Genomic DNA, 18,702 nt, shown 5'->3' with positions numbered 1-18,702 from the left:
ATTTAGTTCTTATCAGTTTCAATTGATTTAATATTCTTACGGACTAGGAATAAATTGATTCCCGCCAAGATGGTTGTAGCAATAAATACACCGCGGTATCCGCCAATCAATACCACCGCTGATCCAATCATTGGTCCGGTCACGTTACCAGCTGCTTGGAAGCTTTGATTCCAACTAAAGACCTGACTGATTCTGTCATGTGGACTATATTTAGCAAGAATAGCTTGAACAGTGGGTAGTAATGCAGCATCAGATATCCCGATAAAGAAACGTAATGTTCCTAATTCCCATACGTTTTGTGCAAATGTTGTTAAGAAGAAGATGCCCATTGAAAAAAATAATCCAAACTTTAATATTTGATGTGAACCAATCCTGTCACCCAATCGGCCAAAAAAAGGCGCAATCGATACCATTGCCACCCCATTAATAGCTTGGATAATTCCAGCAGTAAGTGCAATATTAGTCGACGTTGGATCTAATTGTTTAACATACAAACTCAAAATTGGAGAGATAGAATTATTAGTAGCTTGTATGAATAAAGTAGTTAAGAACATTCCGAATAAAATCTGTTTAGTCGGAATACCTGATAAGAAATGCGGTTGCTTTTCACCCTTCTTACGTTCAACTGGTTTAAAGTTTTCATGTACAAAGAAAACACTTAAGAAGAATGCTGTTAGCATCGCAATCCCTGTAATTAAGAAGGTATAACGATAACCAAAAGTATCAGCGATTAGTCCTCCAATCATCGGACCAATCAATGTCCCTGAAACGTTTCCAGTAGCTAGCTTGCCGGATGCTTGTCCGACATGATCTTTAGGCGTTTCTGCGGCAACTAACGCGTTTGCATTACTAATAAACCCTGAAAAGATTCCTTGCAATAGTCTTAACACAATTAGTTGCCATGCGCTGGTAACTAAACTCATTGAACCAATTACAATTGCCATCCCCAATGATGCTCGTAACAGCATGGGCTTTCTACCATACTTATCAGCCAAGATTCCCCAAAGTGGAGACACTACCATCTTAACTAAAAATGGTGCAGCGAATGCCATCCCACTCAAAATTGAAACCTGTTCCGTGCTATAGTTACCCAATTGCCCAATAAACAAAGCAATAAATGGACTAATACAGCTAAACCCAATTCCTGCTATAAAGTTACCAAACCATAAAACATTCAAGTTTTGCTTCCAATTAATCGCTCGATCACCCAAGGGTGAACTCATCTCCTTATACGTGATTTATTTAAGACATAATTAAAAATTATAACACTTATCCGAATACATGAGAATTATTAAGTAATTGTTAAGATTAAACAAATTCAATTGGTATTTAATTATCATTGTGATAAGATTACTTAAAATAATTTTATTATAGGAGGAAATCATGCAAGCTGTTCAAAATACACAAAGCTTTTTTATGCTGTTTGCTTATGGTGTTTTTCTTTTCGGAGCCATCTGTATGGGATTAGGTTGGTTCTTCTTTAAACTTCGTGCAATGGCTAATAAACCAGCCTGGGACGGAATTGGTGGAAAACTAATCCGTTTCGGTGCAGTTATTGTCGTAATTGGCGTAATATTAGTCGCCGCTGCAATTTACTTATTAGGAACTAAATAGGAGATATATTATGAAAAAAATGATTAAAACAATTGCTTTATCAACATTAGTTGCTGCTACATTCTCTACTTCTGTTTTGACAGTAAGTGCTAACACAAAAAATACTAGTACTTCTGAAAATGCATTAATTACAAAATTTAAACAACAAACTACTGATGATGCTATTATCGCAACAAAAAAATCAATCAGTAAATTAACGCAAGATGATTTAAATAACTTCATTCCTACAGAAGCTATCAAGACTAATGGGAATACAGTTACTGATCCTGGGTCTGATGCTAACTTTGTTACTAAAATTAATTATAAAGCAACAAAAAATCCAAAAAATGTTATCAAATTACCTAAAGGATATACAATTAAAGCTCTTAAATCTGTTTCCAATGGAAATAATGTTTCTAACAGAAACTTACAAATTAAATTTGGTAAAATCGGTTTAAATGGTCTAGCAATAAATTCATTTACACCTTCTAAAAAAGACTTAAGTCGTCAAGTTAACTTAAATAAGATTACTTACGCACAATCCAAAGAATTAACTCAATTTGCATTAAGTGTTTTAAATCCAGCTATTAAACAAGCTAAAGGAATTCAATACAAGGCATCATCAAACACTATTAAAGCTGCACAAGCATATGCTGATGTTTACAGTAAAGACAACTGGAACAATACTGGCAAAAAGACTAGTCATGATCCAAAGGCGCAAAAAGTAGTTTCTAAGAAATTTAAGATTTCTGATGTTGCTGAAGAAAACTACAGTGACAATCCATCATTTGCTCTAACTAGTCCTAAAATTAAAAAACGTGTTGTATCAATGGCTGCTTTAAAACATGCTATTTATAACTCAATCGCGCTTCAATTATTTGAAGATGGACCATCATACTGGGGTCATGCTAGTGCATTAATGAATCTAGACATCCACAAAAAGTACCAACCTAATTACTTTGCTGTTTCTTTTGATAAATTTGGTGGAATTCATTTCTTTATGGTTCCTCACAACAAATTAGTTAACAAACAATACAACATTGGTACTATGATTAGTGTAAAATAAATATAAACAGTAAAAGCTCACAATAGTTATTGTGAGCTTTTATATTCTAAATTATAAGGACGATAGCAATGTACATTTTACCAATTGTTTTTTTAATGTTAGTTATCCTATTTTCATGGTCATTTTATAAACATCAAGCCAGTTTATGGAACGGTTTTTTAGCCTTAATGGCGTTATTTTCACTGGCTGGTAACTTTGTTTTCTTTTCAATATATAGCAATAGTAAACTATTGCATACTATATTTTTAGTAACTTTTATAATAACGGCCGTTGGAATTATTATAATATATACATTTCACGCAGTTATTTTCATTTGGAATGGAATCATTGTATGGATAAGAGAGAGCCATTCACTAGCGAATTTATTAACTTTAATTTTAGGAATTTTCATGCTGTTATACCCATTAATTAATTTCCTACTATTTCATAAACTAATTCCTAAACCTTATAACTCAATTCTAGAAATCATTTGTAACCTAAGTATTTTCTACCTAATCAGTTTGTTCGTGATTTTCTCAATTTCGGTCTGGATTTGTAACTTCTACCGACCAAAAAACTACAAAGACTTCATCATTGTCTTGGGAGCTGGATTATTAAATGGTAACCAAGTTTCACCTTTATTGGCTGCGCGAATTCAACGCGCCATCGACGTTTACAAGCAACAAGCATCAAATGGTCATCGCCCATTAATTATTTGTTCAGGTGGTCAAGGCGTCGATGAAACCATCCCTGAAGGTGTAGCAATGCGAGACTATGCAATTAAGCAAGGTATCGATGCCAACGATGTAGTCGCCGAAGATAAATCAAGAAACACAATTGAAAACTTCGCTTTTTCGAAAAAAATTGTTGATGATCATCAATTAGATTCAAATAGTGGTTTATTTGTTTCGAACAACTACCATATTTATCGTGCTAGCTCATATGCTTATCAAGCAGGTATGCACATTTATGGATTAGGTGCCAAAACGAGTTTCTTCTTTTTACCGAACGCGATTATCCGTGAATTTATCGCCATTTTAATGCGTCATAAATTAGCCAACTTAATGATTGTATTCGCATTTATTTTAATCGCAGTGATTCCGCATCTATAAAAAAAGACGTCGATAATTTCGACGTCTTTTTAATTAATTAAATAAGCGACAATGCAACCTAGTAAGACTATTCCCACTATTATCATCGCTGCAACTACCATTTTATCTTGCTTCATTTTAAATTCTCCTTTGTAACGTGAGTTTAATATTTCTTAAAGCTTTTACTGCTATACTAATTATCATAAAGAAGGTGCTTAAATGAAAAATATAATTATGATTGTTATTTTACTCCTTTTAACAATTACTCCCAGTATTACTACCAATGCTAACGTTAAGAAAGTCGATAGTCCATCTATTTATAGAGTAACTGAAGAAACTTCAGATAGTATCGGGATTGTAGTCGCTAATCATAATGAAAATATCTATCGTGATTTAACATTCAAAGACGTCAAACAAAAAGCTAAATCTTTATCCAACCAAGTAATCACCGTTGGAACTAGTTATCACGTTAATATTAATGGCACGCAAAAAATCTATCAAGCCATCTATCAAAACCATCAGCTAGTCGGTTATCTTTGGCATGGTGCTATTCAGATTAACCAGAAAGCTTCATTTAGCCACCAAGTAGCCATCAACACAGTGAAAAACATTAACACTTATCGTCGTGATAATGGATTATCACCCATTCGATTTGACTTTTCATTAGAAGACGATGCTAAAAACAAATTAAATATAATTGAACAATATATATTGCCCCAAAACAATACCAATATTTCATATTGGTTATATCAAGATGATGCTGATTACCAAGGGACATCCCTTAGTTGGATAATGTTTAGCCAATTTTCCAAACAAAGCAACACTTCTTTTAATAATTTAATTACCAGCAATAATATTTCATCGATTGGAATTGCTGCTAAAAAAAGCCCCATTTATCAAGGTAACGCCAACAATTTAAATAATTACTATGTAGTAATTGAAGCCAATTAAAAAACGTTGCCTTACAGCAACGTTTTTATTTTCTAATATCATCCAAATATTGCTTAGTTAACTTCTTCATCGTGTCTTCCCAATTATAATTAGTACTATCACAAATATCGTTAATAAAATTAAGCTGTTTAGCTTCAATCTTTTCGATTAATGCTTTACCATCATCAGTCAAAAAAACGACTTTTTTTCGTTTATCAGTCTTGGATGGGCCTGTATAAACTAAATTACGTTCACGTAGATCACGACAAGCCACATTCAATGCTTGTTTAGAAATATCCAATATTTTTAATAATTGTTTGATTGTAATTTCCTCAATTGTATCAATTGAAAATAACATTTTTTGTTGGTTAGAAGTTAAGTTGTATTGTTCCAAATCAATACTTCTAGCAATTTCTTGATAGGCGAAATAAAAGACCATTAATTTCTTTTTATCGATCATCAAATTCTCCTTTAGGTCAATTAAATTGACCTTTTTAAAAATAGTGTTATTATATAAAGGGTCAATTAAATTGACCCTTTAATCATAATACTACTATCATTTAGTAATTAATAGTTAATCAATTAAATTTTTCCTATTTATTTAAGAGGTGTAATCATGAATAAACCATTAACCGGATCAAAAGCTTTAATTCAAAGCATGATCAATCAAAATATTAAATACGTTTTCGGGATTCCTGGTGCTAAAGTGGACCAATTTTTCGAAGATTTACAAGATTGTAAAGATCCAAAAGCACCACAATTAATTGTCACTAGACACGAACAAAATGCTGCTTTTATCGCTGCTGCTATCGGTCGCTTAACTGGAGAACCTGGTGTCGTTGCCGTAACATCTGGACCTGGTGTTTCTAACCTAGCTACTGGTCTAATTACTGCTACTTCTGAAGGTGACCCCGTTATTGCAATTGGTGGACAAGTTAAACGTGATGACTTATTACGTCTAACCCATCAAAGTATCAATAACGCAGACTTATTAAGAAGCACTACTAAGACTTCTGTTGAAGTACAAGACCCTAATAACATATCAGAAACATTCTCTAACGCATACATCAGTGCGCAATCACCTAAGAAAGGTGCTGCTTTCTTGTCACTACCACAAGATATTCTAAGTGAAGAAGTGACTCGTCCAGTGATCGATAAACTTCCCGCCATCACCAATGGAAGTGTTGATAAGACACGCATGAAAGAAATCGCAGAATTAATTGGTAAAGCTAAGCAACCAGTAATTCTAGCTGGTATGCGTTCCTCTACTCAGGATGTTTCTGAAGCATTACACATGCTATTACGTAAATTCTCTATTCCAGTCGTTGAAACCTACCAAGGCGCTGGAGTAATTTCCAAAGATCTAGTGGAAAACTACTACGGTCGTGTTAGTTTATTCGACAACCAAATTGGTGATACGATTCTAAAAAATAGCGATCTCATTATTGCAGTTGGATACGATCCTGTCGAATACGAAGCTCGTAACTGGAACCAATCACACACTCAAGTAATTAACATCGATACAGTTTCCCCTGAAATTACAGCAGAATACCAACCTAAAATAATTGTTAATGCCGATATTGCAGAAAGTTTAACTGCTTTAACTGAATACCTAGATGACTCTTTAGAATTAGACGCTAATGTTAAAGACCAACTTCATAAATTACGTGAACACTTCACTGAAACCGTTGAAGAAATTCACGAAACTACTGATAATGGTCTACATCCAATTTCTGTCATTCAATCATTACAAAAATTCGTGAACGAAGATACAATTGTAACCGTAGATATTGGTAGTCACTATATCTGGATGGGGCGTTACTTCAAGACATACAAACCTCGACACTTACTATTTAGTAATGGTATGCAAACCCTTGGAGTTTCACTACCATGGGCGATTGGAGCTGCACTTACTCACCCTGAACAACCAGTTATTTCCATCTCTGGTGATGGTGGATTCCTATTTTCCGGACAAGAACTAGAAACTGCGGTTAGATTAAAATTAAACATCATTCAACTAATCTGGGTCGATGGTTACTACGACATGGTTAAATTCCAAGAAGTGGCTAAATATGGTCATGACGCCGGTGTAAAATTTGGTTATGTGGACTACGTAAAGTATGCTGAAAGTTTCGGTGCCACTGGCATTCGTGCTAATAATGTTGATCAATTAGATTCCGCTTTAAACCGAGCTAGTGAAGTCGAAGGCCCTGTTATTATTGAAATCCCTGTTGATTATAAAGATAACATAGAACTAAAAACTAAATTAATTCCAAACGAATTTAACTAATCAAAAAGAGTTAAGGCATAACTACCTTAACTCTTTTTTTAGTCTTTGCTAGGTAAAGCTGATAAACCCATATCTACCAATACTAATAATATATCGAGCACTTGAATGTACCATGGTAAATAATTAATAATCTCTACCAATAATAAGGGTAATCCATAAGTTAAAATGATCCACTTGGGATTAATTCCAATATCTCTAAATCGTCTTGCATATTGAGATAAGTTAGGAATAAAAGTCGCAATAGTAAAAATTAGGTAAATCATTCTACCAATTCGATTATTAACATTAGTAATTCCTGCGATTATTCCGGTAAGAATGGTTAGGCCTAAAAAACTCCACCAGAATTCAGAACGTTGACTACGGCCTTTAAAATCAAAATATCTTGTCCAATACATCCCGAACCCTTCAAAAAAACCTAACACAAAATCACTTCCCATTTTTTATTTTTTAGTTACATCTATAAATATATGTCCCATTATTATATCACTACCAAACAAAAAAAGAAGTGGATAAACCACTTCCTAGACCAAAGTAATTAACTAGTCTTTATTTTTGCTAGGTAATACAAGAATAATAAAGTTAATTACACTAATGATAAACACAATAGTTCTTAACCAAGCATACTTATCATAGAAGTCTGAAACTTGAATTAATGCGGGTAGTACTGCTGTAGCTAGTAGCCACCATGGAGTAACACCAGCATCACGATAACGACGGAATACAAGGCTAATACCTGGAATAATAGCTGCAAGAGCATATACTACTGCAACAATAATTCCAATTAATGCACCAATTCCAAATCCTTGAACTGTTTTTCCTGAAGTTAATGCAGTAATAATACCAATGCCACCAAATCCTAAAACAAATACAGCAAAAATAACTGCATTAATAAGTTGCATCCACCAGTATTCAGAACGTTTACTTACTCCTCTAAAATTAAAGTAATTTTTCCAGTATAACTTGAAAGCTTTTAGCATAGTTAAAATCTCCTTTTTAGTAATTAAGTCTATCTTAATAAAGAAATTATTAAAAATCAATCTGATAAAACGTAAAAAAAGCTTAAGTTTCTCATTTTATGGTTTTATCTAATAATGATATAATCAAGAAATAACAAGTTAAGGAGGATTTCCATGGATAATATAGCGTCAATTGAGCAACAAGTAATAGCTGCAAGAAAAAATATATCAACCGATGAGCAACTTGCTTTAAATGAATATATTACAGACAATTCAAAGAGTGCCGCAGTAACATGGCTTCTATGGATTTTCTTTGGTTGTCTAGGTGCACATCGTTTTTACTTAAATCACAAGCGAGCCGGATTAATGTTAACACTATGGATTATTGGATTGATAACTTCAACTTTCTTCATTGGATTTATTTTGTTAGCTATCGTCTGGGTTTGGTGGCTTGTTGATGCTTTTTCCATCCAACAATGGATCAAAGAAGACCGTATTCAAAAAGCATACGATGGTATCCCAATCATTACCGGTAAAAGTGTTTTAGAGCTTACTGGAATGCAATCATCTTCATTTAACGTTAATATTGATGATGAAATAGACTTTAGTAAACCACGATAATAATTTTTAGCTTTCTATCCAGTTAGAAAGCTTTTTTATTTGACTTTTATATTTGCACCTGTTATTTTATATGTAACATGTTAATAATAAAGTAACAACGAGGAGAATAAAATTATGAAATATGCAATTAGTGCCGTAACTGGTAATTTTGGTAAAGAAGCCATTAAAGTTTTAATGAAGAATGTCCACCGCGATGAAATTATCGCTTTAGCAAGAAATGTAGAAAAAGCAGAAAAACAACTTCCTGCTGGTTTAGATGTTCGTCCTTTCGATTATGGAGACGTTAATCAAATGACAGAATCACTTCAAGATGTTGATAAATTATTATTTGTTTCATCGCAACCTAGCATGGAACTACCTCGTATGACTCAACACCAAAACGTTGTTGATGCCGCTAAAGCTGCTGGAGTTGAATTTGTGGTATACACTAGTTTCCCACATGCTGAAACAGCTGATAACTTCTTATCACATGATCACACTAAGACAGAAGTTGCGATTAAAGAAGCTGGATTAGACCACGCTTTTGTTCGTAACAACTGGTACCTAGAAAATGAAGCAACTGTTTTAGCCCCTGCAGCGCAAGGTAACCCATTTGTATACGCTGCCGAAGATGGTCACGTTGGTTGGGCGCTAGAAGCAGAATACGCTGAAGGTGCTGTCCGTGTATTATTAAGCAAACAACCAAAGGAAATTTACGAATTTGCTGGTCCTAGACACACTTATGCTGAGTTAGCTGACGCATTAAAAGAAGCTACCGGCGCTGATTTCCCAGTTATCTCAGCTAACATGAAAGACTACGCTAACGGTCTAAAAGAAGCTGGCTTAGATGACTCAACTGTTGAAATCGTTTCAAGTATTCAACAACTAATCAAGGAAGGTCAATTAGACGAAGAAACTAATGACTTAACTGCTATCATCAGTCATCCCCTAACTCCACTTACTGAAGCCATTAAGAAGGTTGTTAAATAATGAAATATTCACATCGTTTGAGTGATGCGATTCATATTTTGACCTATATTAGTGCTTCAGACATCGTCGAAAACGATTTATCTAGTCGTGCGATTGCCGGAAGTATAAACTCCAATCCCAGTCTAGTTAGAAGGTTAATGTCTGCATTAAAGTCTGCTGGCTTAATCACTAGTGTACCTGGTAAAGCCGAAGTCGCATTGAGTCGTCAACAATCAGACATTACTTTATTAGATGTCTATAACGCGATTGCAGAACCTGATTTCATCCATGTTGATGAAGAAACTAATCAACGTTGTCCAGTAGGTGCTAACATTCAACACGCATTGCATAAAGCATATGACCAAGTTCAACAACAAGCAGAACAACAATTAAACTCCATCACCCTTCAAGATATCGTCAATGATGTGGTTGAAGAAAACAAAAAGAGTGCTATTAAATAGCACTCTTTTTTAGTATTCATCATTTGAATCAACGTGAATTGATTTTTCAATTTCTTTTTCTCTTTGAGCATTTTCAATACGAATTAGCATTTCCATTTGAAGTTGATTCAATTGGCTTTGATGCTTATTATACTTAGTTTGCAAATCCACTTTTGCATGCAATAACTTCAATTCTTCTTCAGAACGAAGGTTAACATGGTAGTCATTACGACGGTTTAAGTCATCCTTTTCACCAGCACGATTTTGACTCATCATGATAATAGGTGCTTGAATCGCAGAGATACATGATAAAGCCAAGTTCAATAAAATAAATGGATATGGATCGAAATGCCAGCCAAATAATTGCATAACGTTAATGAACATCCAAACTATTAAAAAAACGATAAATGAAATTACAAACCCCCATGAACCACCGACTTTAGCTACCTTATCAGCTAAACGTTTACCGAAAGTATAGTTTTCCTGTAAGGCTTCGTCGGTATCAATCACTTTAAAGTCTTCATTATTAATTTTTTGAGTTAATCGACGATCTATCTTATTGAAGGCAGCCTCGTCTTTACGCATCGCCTTTTTTATATCAGCATATTGTTGGGCGTAGTTTTCCATGTTTTCACTCCTAAATGTCTTTATATTGTTGATTTTATACTTATTTGTGACTAGATACAAAAATTATTTCCCTATATAAAAAGCAGATCTTATCGATCTGCTTTTTTTATTATTTAAATGCTTTGTTACCTATATCGGTTCTAAATGAATATAGGTTAGCATCGACAGTATCTTTAATCACCTGGTTAACCCTAGTTTGTGCTTTTTTCAAGTCACCATCAGATGAAATCACCATCATGATGCGACCACCAGAACTAACTAGCTTTTCGTCTTGTTCTTTGACGCCGGCATAATCAATTTCAATATCTGGTTGCGTGAATTCAGGTAATGTTATTGCATCTAAATGTTGTTGTGGATAACCTTTTGCTGCTAACACACTTCCTAAATAATAACGATTGCTACTCCAATTAACTGTTGGTTGTTGATGATTCATTAATTGTTTAATGATTTCACCAAAATCATCTTGCAATTGGGGAAGAATAACTTGAGTTTCTGGGTCACCCATTCGAACATTAAACTCAATCACTTTGATGCCATCGTCAGTCATAATTAATCCGGCGTATAGAAATCCTTGGAATAAAATGTCACGTCTGTGCATTTCCTCCAAAACTGGTCTAATCACCTTCACTAACCCGTCTTCGACAACATCTGAGCCAAATTGAGGTAATGGACTATAAGCACCCATCCCACCGGTGTTCAACCCTTTATCACCGTCATAAATGCGCTTATGGTCTTGCGCTAGCGGCATGGTAACAACATCTAAATCATTAACCATCACAATCATGGAAAATTCTTGGCCGACTAAGTAGTCTTCCATTAAAATTTCTTGATTAGCGTTATTTTGATAAACATCGTTGATGATATTCTCAGCATCTGATTTAGTTGCCGCGATAAAGACCCCTTTACCGGAAGCTAATCCATTTAGCTTAATTACAACCGGAAAACTGGTTGTTTCTAAATATTTTAGAGCTTGGTTTTGATTATCAAAGGTCGCGTATTGAGCAGTCGCTACCCCTGCAGATGTCATTACATCTTTAGCAGATTCCTTAGAACTTTCTAGTTGAGCAGCTGCTTGGTTGGGGCCAAAGATGTTTAACCCCGCATCCTTAAAGCAATCAACTACCCCTTCACTAAGTGGTTTTTCAGGACCTACCAATGTCCAATCGATTTGATTTTGTTTGGCGAATTCGATTAAGGCTTCAAAGTCACACTCTTCAATATCTAAAGTTTCAACATTTTTTAAAATATTCATCATTGGATTACCAGGTGCCACATACACATGGCGATTCGCACTCTTAGTTAGCTGCTTTGCCATCGCATATTCGCGACCACCAGACCCAATTAACAACCAATTTTCCATTTATTCCACTCCTATTTTAGTGCTTGAAGTGACGATTGCCACTAAATACCAACGCAATTCCCAATTCATCTGCTTTATCAATTGAATCTTGGTCACGAATACTACCACCAGGTTCAACGATTGCTGTAATACCATGTTTAGCGGCATATTCAACGCAATCATCCATTGGAAAGTATGCATCAGATCCTAAGACTGCGTTTGCATAGTTAGGCTTAACTTCTGCCTTCTTAATGGCAATCTTAGTAGAATCAATACGGTTAGGTTGACCTGAGCCAATCCCTAGAGTTTGGTTGTCAGTGGTAACTACAATTGCATTACTCTTAACATGCTTAACTGAGTTTTGAGCGAATGCTAATGCCTTCATTTGTTGTTCAGTTGGTTGTTTCTTAGAAACAACTTTGTATTTTGATTCACTTTCATGCATTAAGTCACGTTCTTGTACTAACATTCCACCTAATACAGAAACCATGTCTGGTTTAGTTGGGTTAATCTTTGTAAAGTCGACTGTTAGTAAACGAATATTTTTCTTCTTAGCTAAGACTTCATATGCTTCATCTGTAAATGATGGTGCAATTACGATTTCTAAAAAGATGGCATGCATCTTTTCTGCAGTAGCTAAATCAACTTCACGGTTTAATGCAATAATTCCACCGAAAATAGAAGTAGAATCTGATTCGTAGGCTAATTTCCAAGCGGTTAATAAATCATCTGCAGTTCCAATTCCACATGGGTTCATGTGTTTCAATGCAACAACAGTTGCTTGATCTGGGAATTCAGCGACGATTCTAAGTGCAGCGTCAGCATCACGAACGTTGTTGTAAGAAAGTTTCTTTCCGTGAAGTTGCTTAGCGTTGGCTAATGAGTAAGTTTCAGGAATTGGTTCCTTGTAGTAAGCAGCTTGTTGGTGACTGTTTTCACCGTAACGCATGTCTTCTACCTTTTCATAAGTAACTGTTAACTTATCTGGGAATTCTTCCTTGGTTAGGTAATTTGCGATCAATGCATCATAAGCAGCAGTATGTCTGAATACCTTAGCAGCTAAACCACTACGGTATGCTAAATCAATGTTGCCTTCATCGTATCGTTGAATGTAATCAGCGTAGTCGTTAACGTCTGTAATTACGATGACGTCTTGGCTGTTTTTAGCAGCTGCTCTTAGCATTGAAGGACCACCGATATCAATATTTTCTATTGCATCGGCATATGTAACGTCTGGTTTTTCAATGGTTTCTTTGAATGGATATAAATTGACACAGACTAAATCAATTAAACCAATTGATTGTTCTTTTAATTGTTCCATGTGTTCTGGATTATCACGACGCGCTAGGATTCCAGCATGGATGCGAGGATGTAATGTTTTTACACGACCGTCTAACATTTCATTGAAGTTAGTGATTTCTTCAACAGCCGTTGCGACAACACCATTATCTAAAAGTGTTTTTAAAGTTCCACCGGTTGAAATAATTTCAAAATCTCGTTCTACCAATTGATTGGCAAATTCTACAATTCCATTTTTATCTGAGACACTTAACAATGCTAACTTTTTCACTTTAAATTTCTCCCTTTTCAATTAAATTCAAAATTGTACGTGGATACAATTGATGTTCTACTGCGTGAATTCGACTCTCTAAATCATCTAACGTATCACCTTCTTTACGTGGAACTACTTCTTGAGCAATAATTTGACCAGAGTCAATTTCAGCGTTAATGAAGTGAATGGTCACTCCCGTTTCACTAACTCCTGAGTTATAAGCGTCCAAGATACCTTGTTTTCCCGGAAAACTAGGTAATAATGCTGGATGAATGTTCACGATTTTTTGTGGATATGCATTCAGTAATGTTTCCCCGATAATTCGCATATATCCAGCCAAGAAAATAACTCCAACTCCGGATTGATGAAGAGCCTGCAAGATTTTTTCTTCGCGTTTAACACGGTTTTCACCCTTGGTAACTTCAGCAATAAATACATCAACGTTAAACTTTTTAGCTCGCTTCACCACATATGCATCGTGATGATCACAAACCAATAACTTAATATCGATTGGCAAGTCGGCTTCAGCAATCGCTTCAAAATTAGTTCCATTCCCCGAAGCAAAGATTGCAACGGGAACTTTATTTAAGTTGGACCGCTTGTTTGTCACGTTTTACCACCTCACCAATTTCAAAATATTCTTGTCCGGCATCGGATAAGTAATCAGTAACTGCTTGTTCATATTCTTGTGGGACGACTAGAATCATCCCGATTCCTTGGTTAAATACCAAGTCCATGTCAGCTTGGTCTAGATTGCCCCATTCTTGTAATTTTTTGAAAATCATTGGAACTTCCCAAGTGTGTCTGGAAATGACAGCAGTTAAATCATCTGGAATTACTCGTGATAAATTATCAGCAATTCCACCACCGGTGATGTTGGCAATCGCGTGTAATGCACCAGATTCAACGATACCTTTAATATAGTGGTAGTAAAGATGAGTTGGTGTTAGTAATTCATCAATTAATGGTTGCTTGAAACCGTCGTATTGTTTGTTCAAATCTAACTTGGCATCATCAATAATTTTGCGCACTAATGAAAAGCCGTTGGAATGAATTCCAGAAGATTTTAAACCAATCAAAATGTCGCCTTCGCGTACATTTTCAGCTTTTAAAAGGCGTTTCTTATCAGCAATTCCAACCGCAAATCCACTTAAATCATAGTCACCAGTCTTGTAGATTCCAGGCATTTCTGCCATTTCACCACCAATTAGCGATAAGCCAGCTTGCTTACAGCCCATCACAACTCCGGAAACAATTTCTTTAACTTCTTCGGGAAGCAATTTACCGATACCAATGTAATCTAAGAAAAATAATGGCTTCGCACCTTGTGCCAAAATGTCATTAGCACACATCGCAACTAAATCCACTCCAATCGTGTCATGACGATTAGCTTGAATCGCTAGCATCAACTTAGTGCCGACACCATCGGTACCAGAAACTAGTACTGGATTGTCGTACTTGGCAAAGTGGGATTGAAGAGAATACATTGCTCCAAATCCACCGATGTCATCAACGACGCTCTGATCATATGTAGATGCAACCATTCCTTTAATCGCTGTAACTGCTTTTTCACCACTTTCAACGTCGACACCCGCTTGTTTATATTGATTAGCCATTCACGTTTTCCTCCTCATAAAGATGTAATCTCTTTGCTTCTCGGTCATAAGTTTCTTGGTAATCATACAAAGGAGTTGGATATTTACCATCGAAGTAGGCTGTACATAGACCACTGTATTGGTTGTCACACTTCAAATCGATAGCTTCAATTAAACCGTCAACACTTAAGTATTCCAAAGTATCCGCACCGATAATGTCTCTAATTTCATCAACTGAGTAGTTCGCCCCAATTAGTTCACTAGGCTTTTGAATGTCGATTCCGTAGAAACATGGGTATTTCAAATCAGGAGAGGCAATTCTCACATGTACTGATTTTGCACCGGCATCTTTTAACATTTTGACGATAAACTTGCTCGTAGTTCCACGCACGATTGAATCATCAACTAAAACCACGTCTTTGCCATCAATAACTGATTTGACCACGGAAAGTTTCATTGAAACTCCACGTTCACGTCGCTCTTGCGTTGGTTCGATAAATGTTCTCGCCACGTATTGGTTTTTAATCAAACCCATTTCATATGGAATCCCGCTTTCAATCGCATAACCCATCGCAGCAGATAGTGATGAGTTCGGTACTCCGATAACCACGTCAGCATCAACTGGATTTTCTCTTGCGACTAATGCGCCCATTCTCTTACGCGCTTCATGAACTGAAACGCCATGAATAACGGAATCAGGACGGGCAAAGTAAACGTATTCCATTGAACAAATCGTTAACTCAGTATCGTTAGTATAGTGATCAATTTTAATTCCATCATCATCAACGATGACTACTTCACCAGGTTGAACGTCTCGAATGTATTTAGCGCCAACTTGATCTAGTGCACAAGTTTCACTACAAATCACTACCGCACCGTCTTCACGTTGACCAACAACTAGTGGTCTTAATCCATTTGGATCACAGACCGCATACATCGCGGTTGGACTTAGTAATACATAAGCGAAACCACCGTGCATTTGGTTAGCCGCTTCTTTAATTCTGTCGACAAAATTTTCTTTGTTACTGATTTCAATTAAGTCACCAAAAATTTCACTATCTGAATCTGATTGGAATATAGTTCCTGTCTTCAATAGCATTTCCCTTAAGGTGTCTGCGTTAGTTAAGTTTCCATTATGTGATAGTGCAAAGTGAGTTTCAGTATTTTCAAACATAAATGGTTGAACGTTATTAATGGTATGGCTACCAGCTGTCGCATATCTAATGTGTCCTAGTCCTGCATTGCCATGTAGTCGATCAAAGGAATGCGGATCATCAAAAATCGCTCCTAATAATCCTTGGCCACGGAAACGGTTTAAGCGTTGATTGGCATCAATCGCTAAAATCCCCGCTCCTTCTTGACCGCGATGTTGGAGTGCATGTAGTCCGCTGTAGACTACTTTAGCGGCTGGACCTTGAACGCCCCAAACACCAAAGACACCACATTCATCGTTTAAGCTTTTAACTTCATTTGGCATGATAAACCGTCCTTCCAAATTGATTTCAAAGTGGCTACATCATCAACGTAATTGCCGTCATTTAAGGCTAAATCAATTTGATGACTGTCATTAGTACGACCAATTAAGTGGGCTGATTGACCAGTCATTTCTTCAAAGGCATCTTGGTCAGCAGGACTAATTGAAACCACATATCTTGATTGTGTTTCTGAGAATAATTGCGCTGAGTCTAGATCTAATTGACCACTTAATCCTAAGTTTTGGCCAAATAGTGATTCTAGTAACGCGGTGATTAAACCACCTTCGCTGACATCATGAACTGATTCAACTAAGTGGGCATGAATTAGTTTTAAAATTAATTGTTGGTTAGCGTATTCAGTTTCTAAATCGAAATGAATTTGGCCATAGATTGTTTCTTCTAAGTGTTTTTGGATTTCTGAACCAGCGAAATCATTGTTAGTGTCTCCAATCACATAGACCAATTCACCTGATTCTTTGATATCTGACTTGGTAATGAATTGATTGTCTTCAATCAATCCCACCATGCCAATCATAGGGGTTGGGTAAATTGCTTCGTTGTCTGTTTCATTATATAAAGAGACATTTCCAGCGATAACCGGAGTATCAAATTTTTCACAAGCTTTAGAAATTCCTTCCACTGATTGATCCATTTCATAGTAACTATCAGCATCATCTGGGTTTCCAAAGTTCAAACAATCGGTAATCCCAATTGGAGTCGCACCACTAGCGACGATGTTTCTAGCTGCTTCAGCAACGGCGATTTGACCACCTAATTTAGGATTTAGGTAAATATAGCGACCATTGGCATCGGTAGTCATCGCAAGTGACTTGTTAGTGCCGCGAACACGAATGACACCTGAATCACTACCGGGTTGGACTACAGTGTTAGCCTGCACCCGGCAATCGTATTGACGGTAAACAGATTCCTTAGAAGCAATGGTTGGTTTCGCAATAATGGTTTTGACCATGTCATTTAAATCATCGATTTGAGGAATGTTTGCTTCCGCAACGTTCTTTAAGCGATCCGGTTGAATTACTTCATGGGTGTATTCAGGAACATCATTTACCAAACTAGAAGTTGGAATATCACAAACAGTTTCGCCGTTGTGGAATAAACGATATTGATTATCGCCATTAACATGACCGATAACGACAGCATCTAAATGATGTTTTTCAAATACTTCTAGAATTTCATTTTCGTGACCGGCCTTCACACATAGCAACATTCTTTCTTGTGATTCGGAAAGCATGATTTCGTATGGAGTCATCCCGATTTCTCTTTGTGGAACTAAATCAAGGTTCAAATCAACTCCACTGTTGGCTTTATCAGCCATTTCAGCAGATGATGATACTAATCCAGCGGCACCCATATCTTGGATTCCAACTAGGGCATCTTTATGCTGGTGCGTAACTTCTAAGCATGCATCAACAAGAAGTTTTTCCATGAATGGGTCACCCACTTGAACGGCGGAACGGTCTGATTCTTCTTCACTACTAAATTGGCTAGAAGCAAAAGTAGCACCGTTAATTCCGTCACGACCAGTTTTTGCTCCAACGTAGATAATTGCATTACCGACACCTGAGGCACGACCGGCTTCGATATCAGCTTGATCCATTAAACCAACACACATTACGTTAACTAATGGATTTCCGTCGTAGCATGGATCAAAACTAATTTCACCACCGACTGTTGGAACTCCGATACAGTTACCGTATCCGGCAATTCCGGCAACAACTTTATCTAATAGAAAGCGGTTTTTAGGATTAGTTAATTCACCGAATCTAAGACTATCTAGTGAAGCCACTGGTTTGGCACCCATTGAGAAGATGTCTCTGATAATGCCACCGACACCGGTAGCGGCACCTTCATATGGTTCAACGTAGCTGGGGTGATTATGACTTTCGGCTTTGAAAACTACCGCTTGACCATCACCAATATCTAAAACTCCGGCCCCTTCACCAGGTCCTTGGATAACTCGTGATCCATCAGACCAGAATTTACGAAGGACTGGTTTGGAATTCTTGTAAGAACAATGTTCACTCCACATCCCTGAATACAATCCTGTTTCAGTATAGTTAGGTAAACGATGTAAAATTCCGTTACAAATATATTCGTATTCATCGTCAGTTAATCCCCATTGAGCGTAAATACGTTCTTCTTTAATGTCTTCGGGGGTAATTGTCTTTGGCTTTTGCAT

General features: G+C 36.4%; 19 protein-coding genes. 8 read left to right on the top strand and 11 right to left on the bottom strand.

Going from position 1 to position 18,702, the window contains the following annotated elements:
- Positions 1-2: 2 nt before the first annotated feature.
- On the bottom strand, positions 3-1,211 hold the full coding sequence (locus ABWU86_RS03680; RefSeq protein WP_293793764.1) for an MFS transporter: 1,209 nt from the start codon (positions 1,209-1,211) through the stop codon (positions 3-5).
- Positions 1,212-1,383: 172 nt separating this feature from the next.
- Here ABWU86_RS03680 and ABWU86_RS03675 point away from each other — a divergent pair, with 172 nt between their 5' ends.
- From ABWU86_RS03675 to ABWU86_RS03660, 4 genes are all read left to right on the top strand, one after another.
- Positions 1,384-1,614 (top strand): hypothetical protein, encoded by a 231-nt coding sequence (locus ABWU86_RS03675; RefSeq protein WP_293793766.1) that lies wholly within the window; start codon positions 1,384-1,386, stop codon positions 1,612-1,614.
- 10 nt (positions 1,615-1,624) lie between these two features.
- Positions 1,625-2,659: an SEC10/PgrA surface exclusion domain-containing protein gene (locus tag ABWU86_RS03670; RefSeq protein ID WP_353321470.1), complete on the top strand. Its 1,035-nt coding sequence runs from the start codon at positions 1,625-1,627 to the stop codon at positions 2,657-2,659.
- Positions 2,660-3,048: 389 nt separating this feature from the next.
- Positions 3,049-3,750, top strand: a complete 702-nt coding sequence (locus ABWU86_RS03665; protein ID WP_293793770.1) for a YdcF family protein — start codon at positions 3,049-3,051, stop codon at positions 3,748-3,750.
- Positions 3,751-3,948: 198 nt separating this feature from the next.
- Positions 3,949-4,680 carry a hypothetical protein gene (locus ABWU86_RS03660; protein ID WP_353321468.1) on the top strand — a complete coding sequence of 244 codons (732 nt, stop codon included), beginning with the start codon at positions 3,949-3,951 and terminating at the stop codon, positions 4,678-4,680.
- 25 nt (positions 4,681-4,705) lie between these two features.
- On the opposite strand, the gene ABWU86_RS03655 is transcribed toward ABWU86_RS03660, so the two are convergent.
- Entirely contained in the window at positions 4,706-5,119 is a 414-nt protein-coding gene (locus tag ABWU86_RS03655) for a MarR family winged helix-turn-helix transcriptional regulator (protein ID WP_293793774.1), read from the bottom strand.
- Positions 5,120-5,275: 156 nt separating this feature from the next.
- On the opposite strand from ABWU86_RS03655, the gene alsS reads away from it, so the two are divergent.
- Positions 5,276-6,949, top strand: coding sequence for an acetolactate synthase AlsS (gene alsS / locus ABWU86_RS03650; protein WP_293793777.1), 1,674 nt, complete (start codon positions 5,276-5,278; stop codon positions 6,947-6,949).
- 38 nt (positions 6,950-6,987) lie between these two features.
- Here alsS and ABWU86_RS03645 read toward each other — a convergent pair whose 3' ends face one another.
- Both ABWU86_RS03645 and ABWU86_RS03640 read right to left on the bottom strand, forming a co-directional pair.
- On the bottom strand, positions 6,988-7,344 hold the full coding sequence (locus ABWU86_RS03645; RefSeq protein WP_293793779.1) for a DUF805 domain-containing protein: 357 nt from the start codon (positions 7,342-7,344) through the stop codon (positions 6,988-6,990).
- 144 nt (positions 7,345-7,488) lie between these two features.
- Positions 7,489-7,926: a DUF805 domain-containing protein gene (locus ABWU86_RS03640; RefSeq protein WP_293793780.1), complete on the bottom strand. Its 438-nt coding sequence runs from the start codon at positions 7,924-7,926 to the stop codon at positions 7,489-7,491.
- A gap of 153 nt (positions 7,927-8,079) precedes the next feature.
- Here ABWU86_RS03640 and ABWU86_RS03635 point away from each other — a divergent pair, with 153 nt between their 5' ends.
- From ABWU86_RS03635 to ABWU86_RS03625, 3 genes are all read left to right on the top strand, one after another.
- Positions 8,080-8,526: a TM2 domain-containing protein gene (locus tag ABWU86_RS03635; protein ID WP_293793782.1), complete on the top strand. Its 447-nt coding sequence runs from the start codon at positions 8,080-8,082 to the stop codon at positions 8,524-8,526.
- Positions 8,527-8,640: 114 nt separating this feature from the next.
- Positions 8,641-9,495 (top strand): NAD(P)H-binding protein, encoded by an 855-nt coding sequence (locus tag ABWU86_RS03630; RefSeq protein WP_293793785.1) that lies wholly within the window; start codon positions 8,641-8,643, stop codon positions 9,493-9,495.
- Entirely contained in the window at positions 9,495-9,935 is a 441-nt protein-coding gene (locus tag ABWU86_RS03625) for an Rrf2 family transcriptional regulator (protein ID WP_293793786.1), read from the top strand. The genes ABWU86_RS03630 and ABWU86_RS03625 overlap by 1 nt, the downstream gene beginning before the upstream one ends.
- 9 nt (positions 9,936-9,944) lie before the next feature.
- Here the strand turns inward: ABWU86_RS03625 and ABWU86_RS03620 are convergent, their stop codons facing one another.
- The 7 genes from ABWU86_RS03620 to purL form a co-directional block, all read right to left on the bottom strand.
- A complete protein-coding gene (locus ABWU86_RS03620) occupies positions 9,945-10,541 on the bottom strand; it encodes a DUF1003 domain-containing protein (RefSeq protein ID WP_293793788.1) in 597 nt (198 codons plus the stop codon).
- Between the two features lie 109 nt (positions 10,542-10,650).
- Positions 10,651-11,901 (bottom strand): phosphoribosylamine--glycine ligase, encoded by a 1,251-nt coding sequence (gene purD / locus ABWU86_RS03615; protein ID WP_353321463.1) that lies wholly within the window; start codon positions 11,899-11,901, stop codon positions 10,651-10,653.
- 16 nt (positions 11,902-11,917) lie between these two features.
- Positions 11,918-13,450 carry a bifunctional phosphoribosylaminoimidazolecarboxamide formyltransferase/IMP cyclohydrolase gene (purH, locus tag ABWU86_RS03610; protein ID WP_353321461.1) on the bottom strand — a complete coding sequence of 511 codons (1,533 nt, stop codon included), beginning with the start codon at positions 13,448-13,450 and terminating at the stop codon, positions 11,918-11,920.
- Position 13,451: 1 nt separating this feature from the next.
- Complete coding sequence (gene purN, locus ABWU86_RS03605) at positions 13,452-14,042, bottom strand: phosphoribosylglycinamide formyltransferase (RefSeq protein WP_353321459.1); 591 nt, start codon at positions 14,040-14,042, stop codon at positions 13,452-13,454.
- Complete coding sequence (gene purM, locus ABWU86_RS03600; protein ID WP_353321457.1) at positions 14,014-15,048, bottom strand: phosphoribosylformylglycinamidine cyclo-ligase; 1,035 nt, start codon at positions 15,046-15,048, stop codon at positions 14,014-14,016. The genes purN and purM overlap by 29 nt, the downstream gene beginning before the upstream one ends.
- Positions 15,041-16,504 (bottom strand): amidophosphoribosyltransferase, encoded by a 1,464-nt coding sequence (gene purF / locus ABWU86_RS03595; RefSeq protein ID WP_293793794.1) that lies wholly within the window; start codon positions 16,502-16,504, stop codon positions 15,041-15,043. Before purF ends, purM begins: the two co-directional genes overlap by 8 nt.
- Positions 16,480-18,702, bottom strand: a complete 2,223-nt coding sequence (gene purL, locus ABWU86_RS03590; RefSeq protein WP_353321454.1) for a phosphoribosylformylglycinamidine synthase subunit PurL — start codon at positions 18,700-18,702, stop codon at positions 16,480-16,482. Before purL ends, purF begins: the two co-directional genes overlap by 25 nt.

The sequence above is a fragment of the Apilactobacillus pseudapinorum genome (assembly GCF_040369555.1).
Classification (GTDB): domain Bacteria; phylum Bacillota; class Bacilli; order Lactobacillales; family Lactobacillaceae; genus Apilactobacillus.
This window is presented reverse-complemented; position numbering and strand designations above follow the sequence as displayed.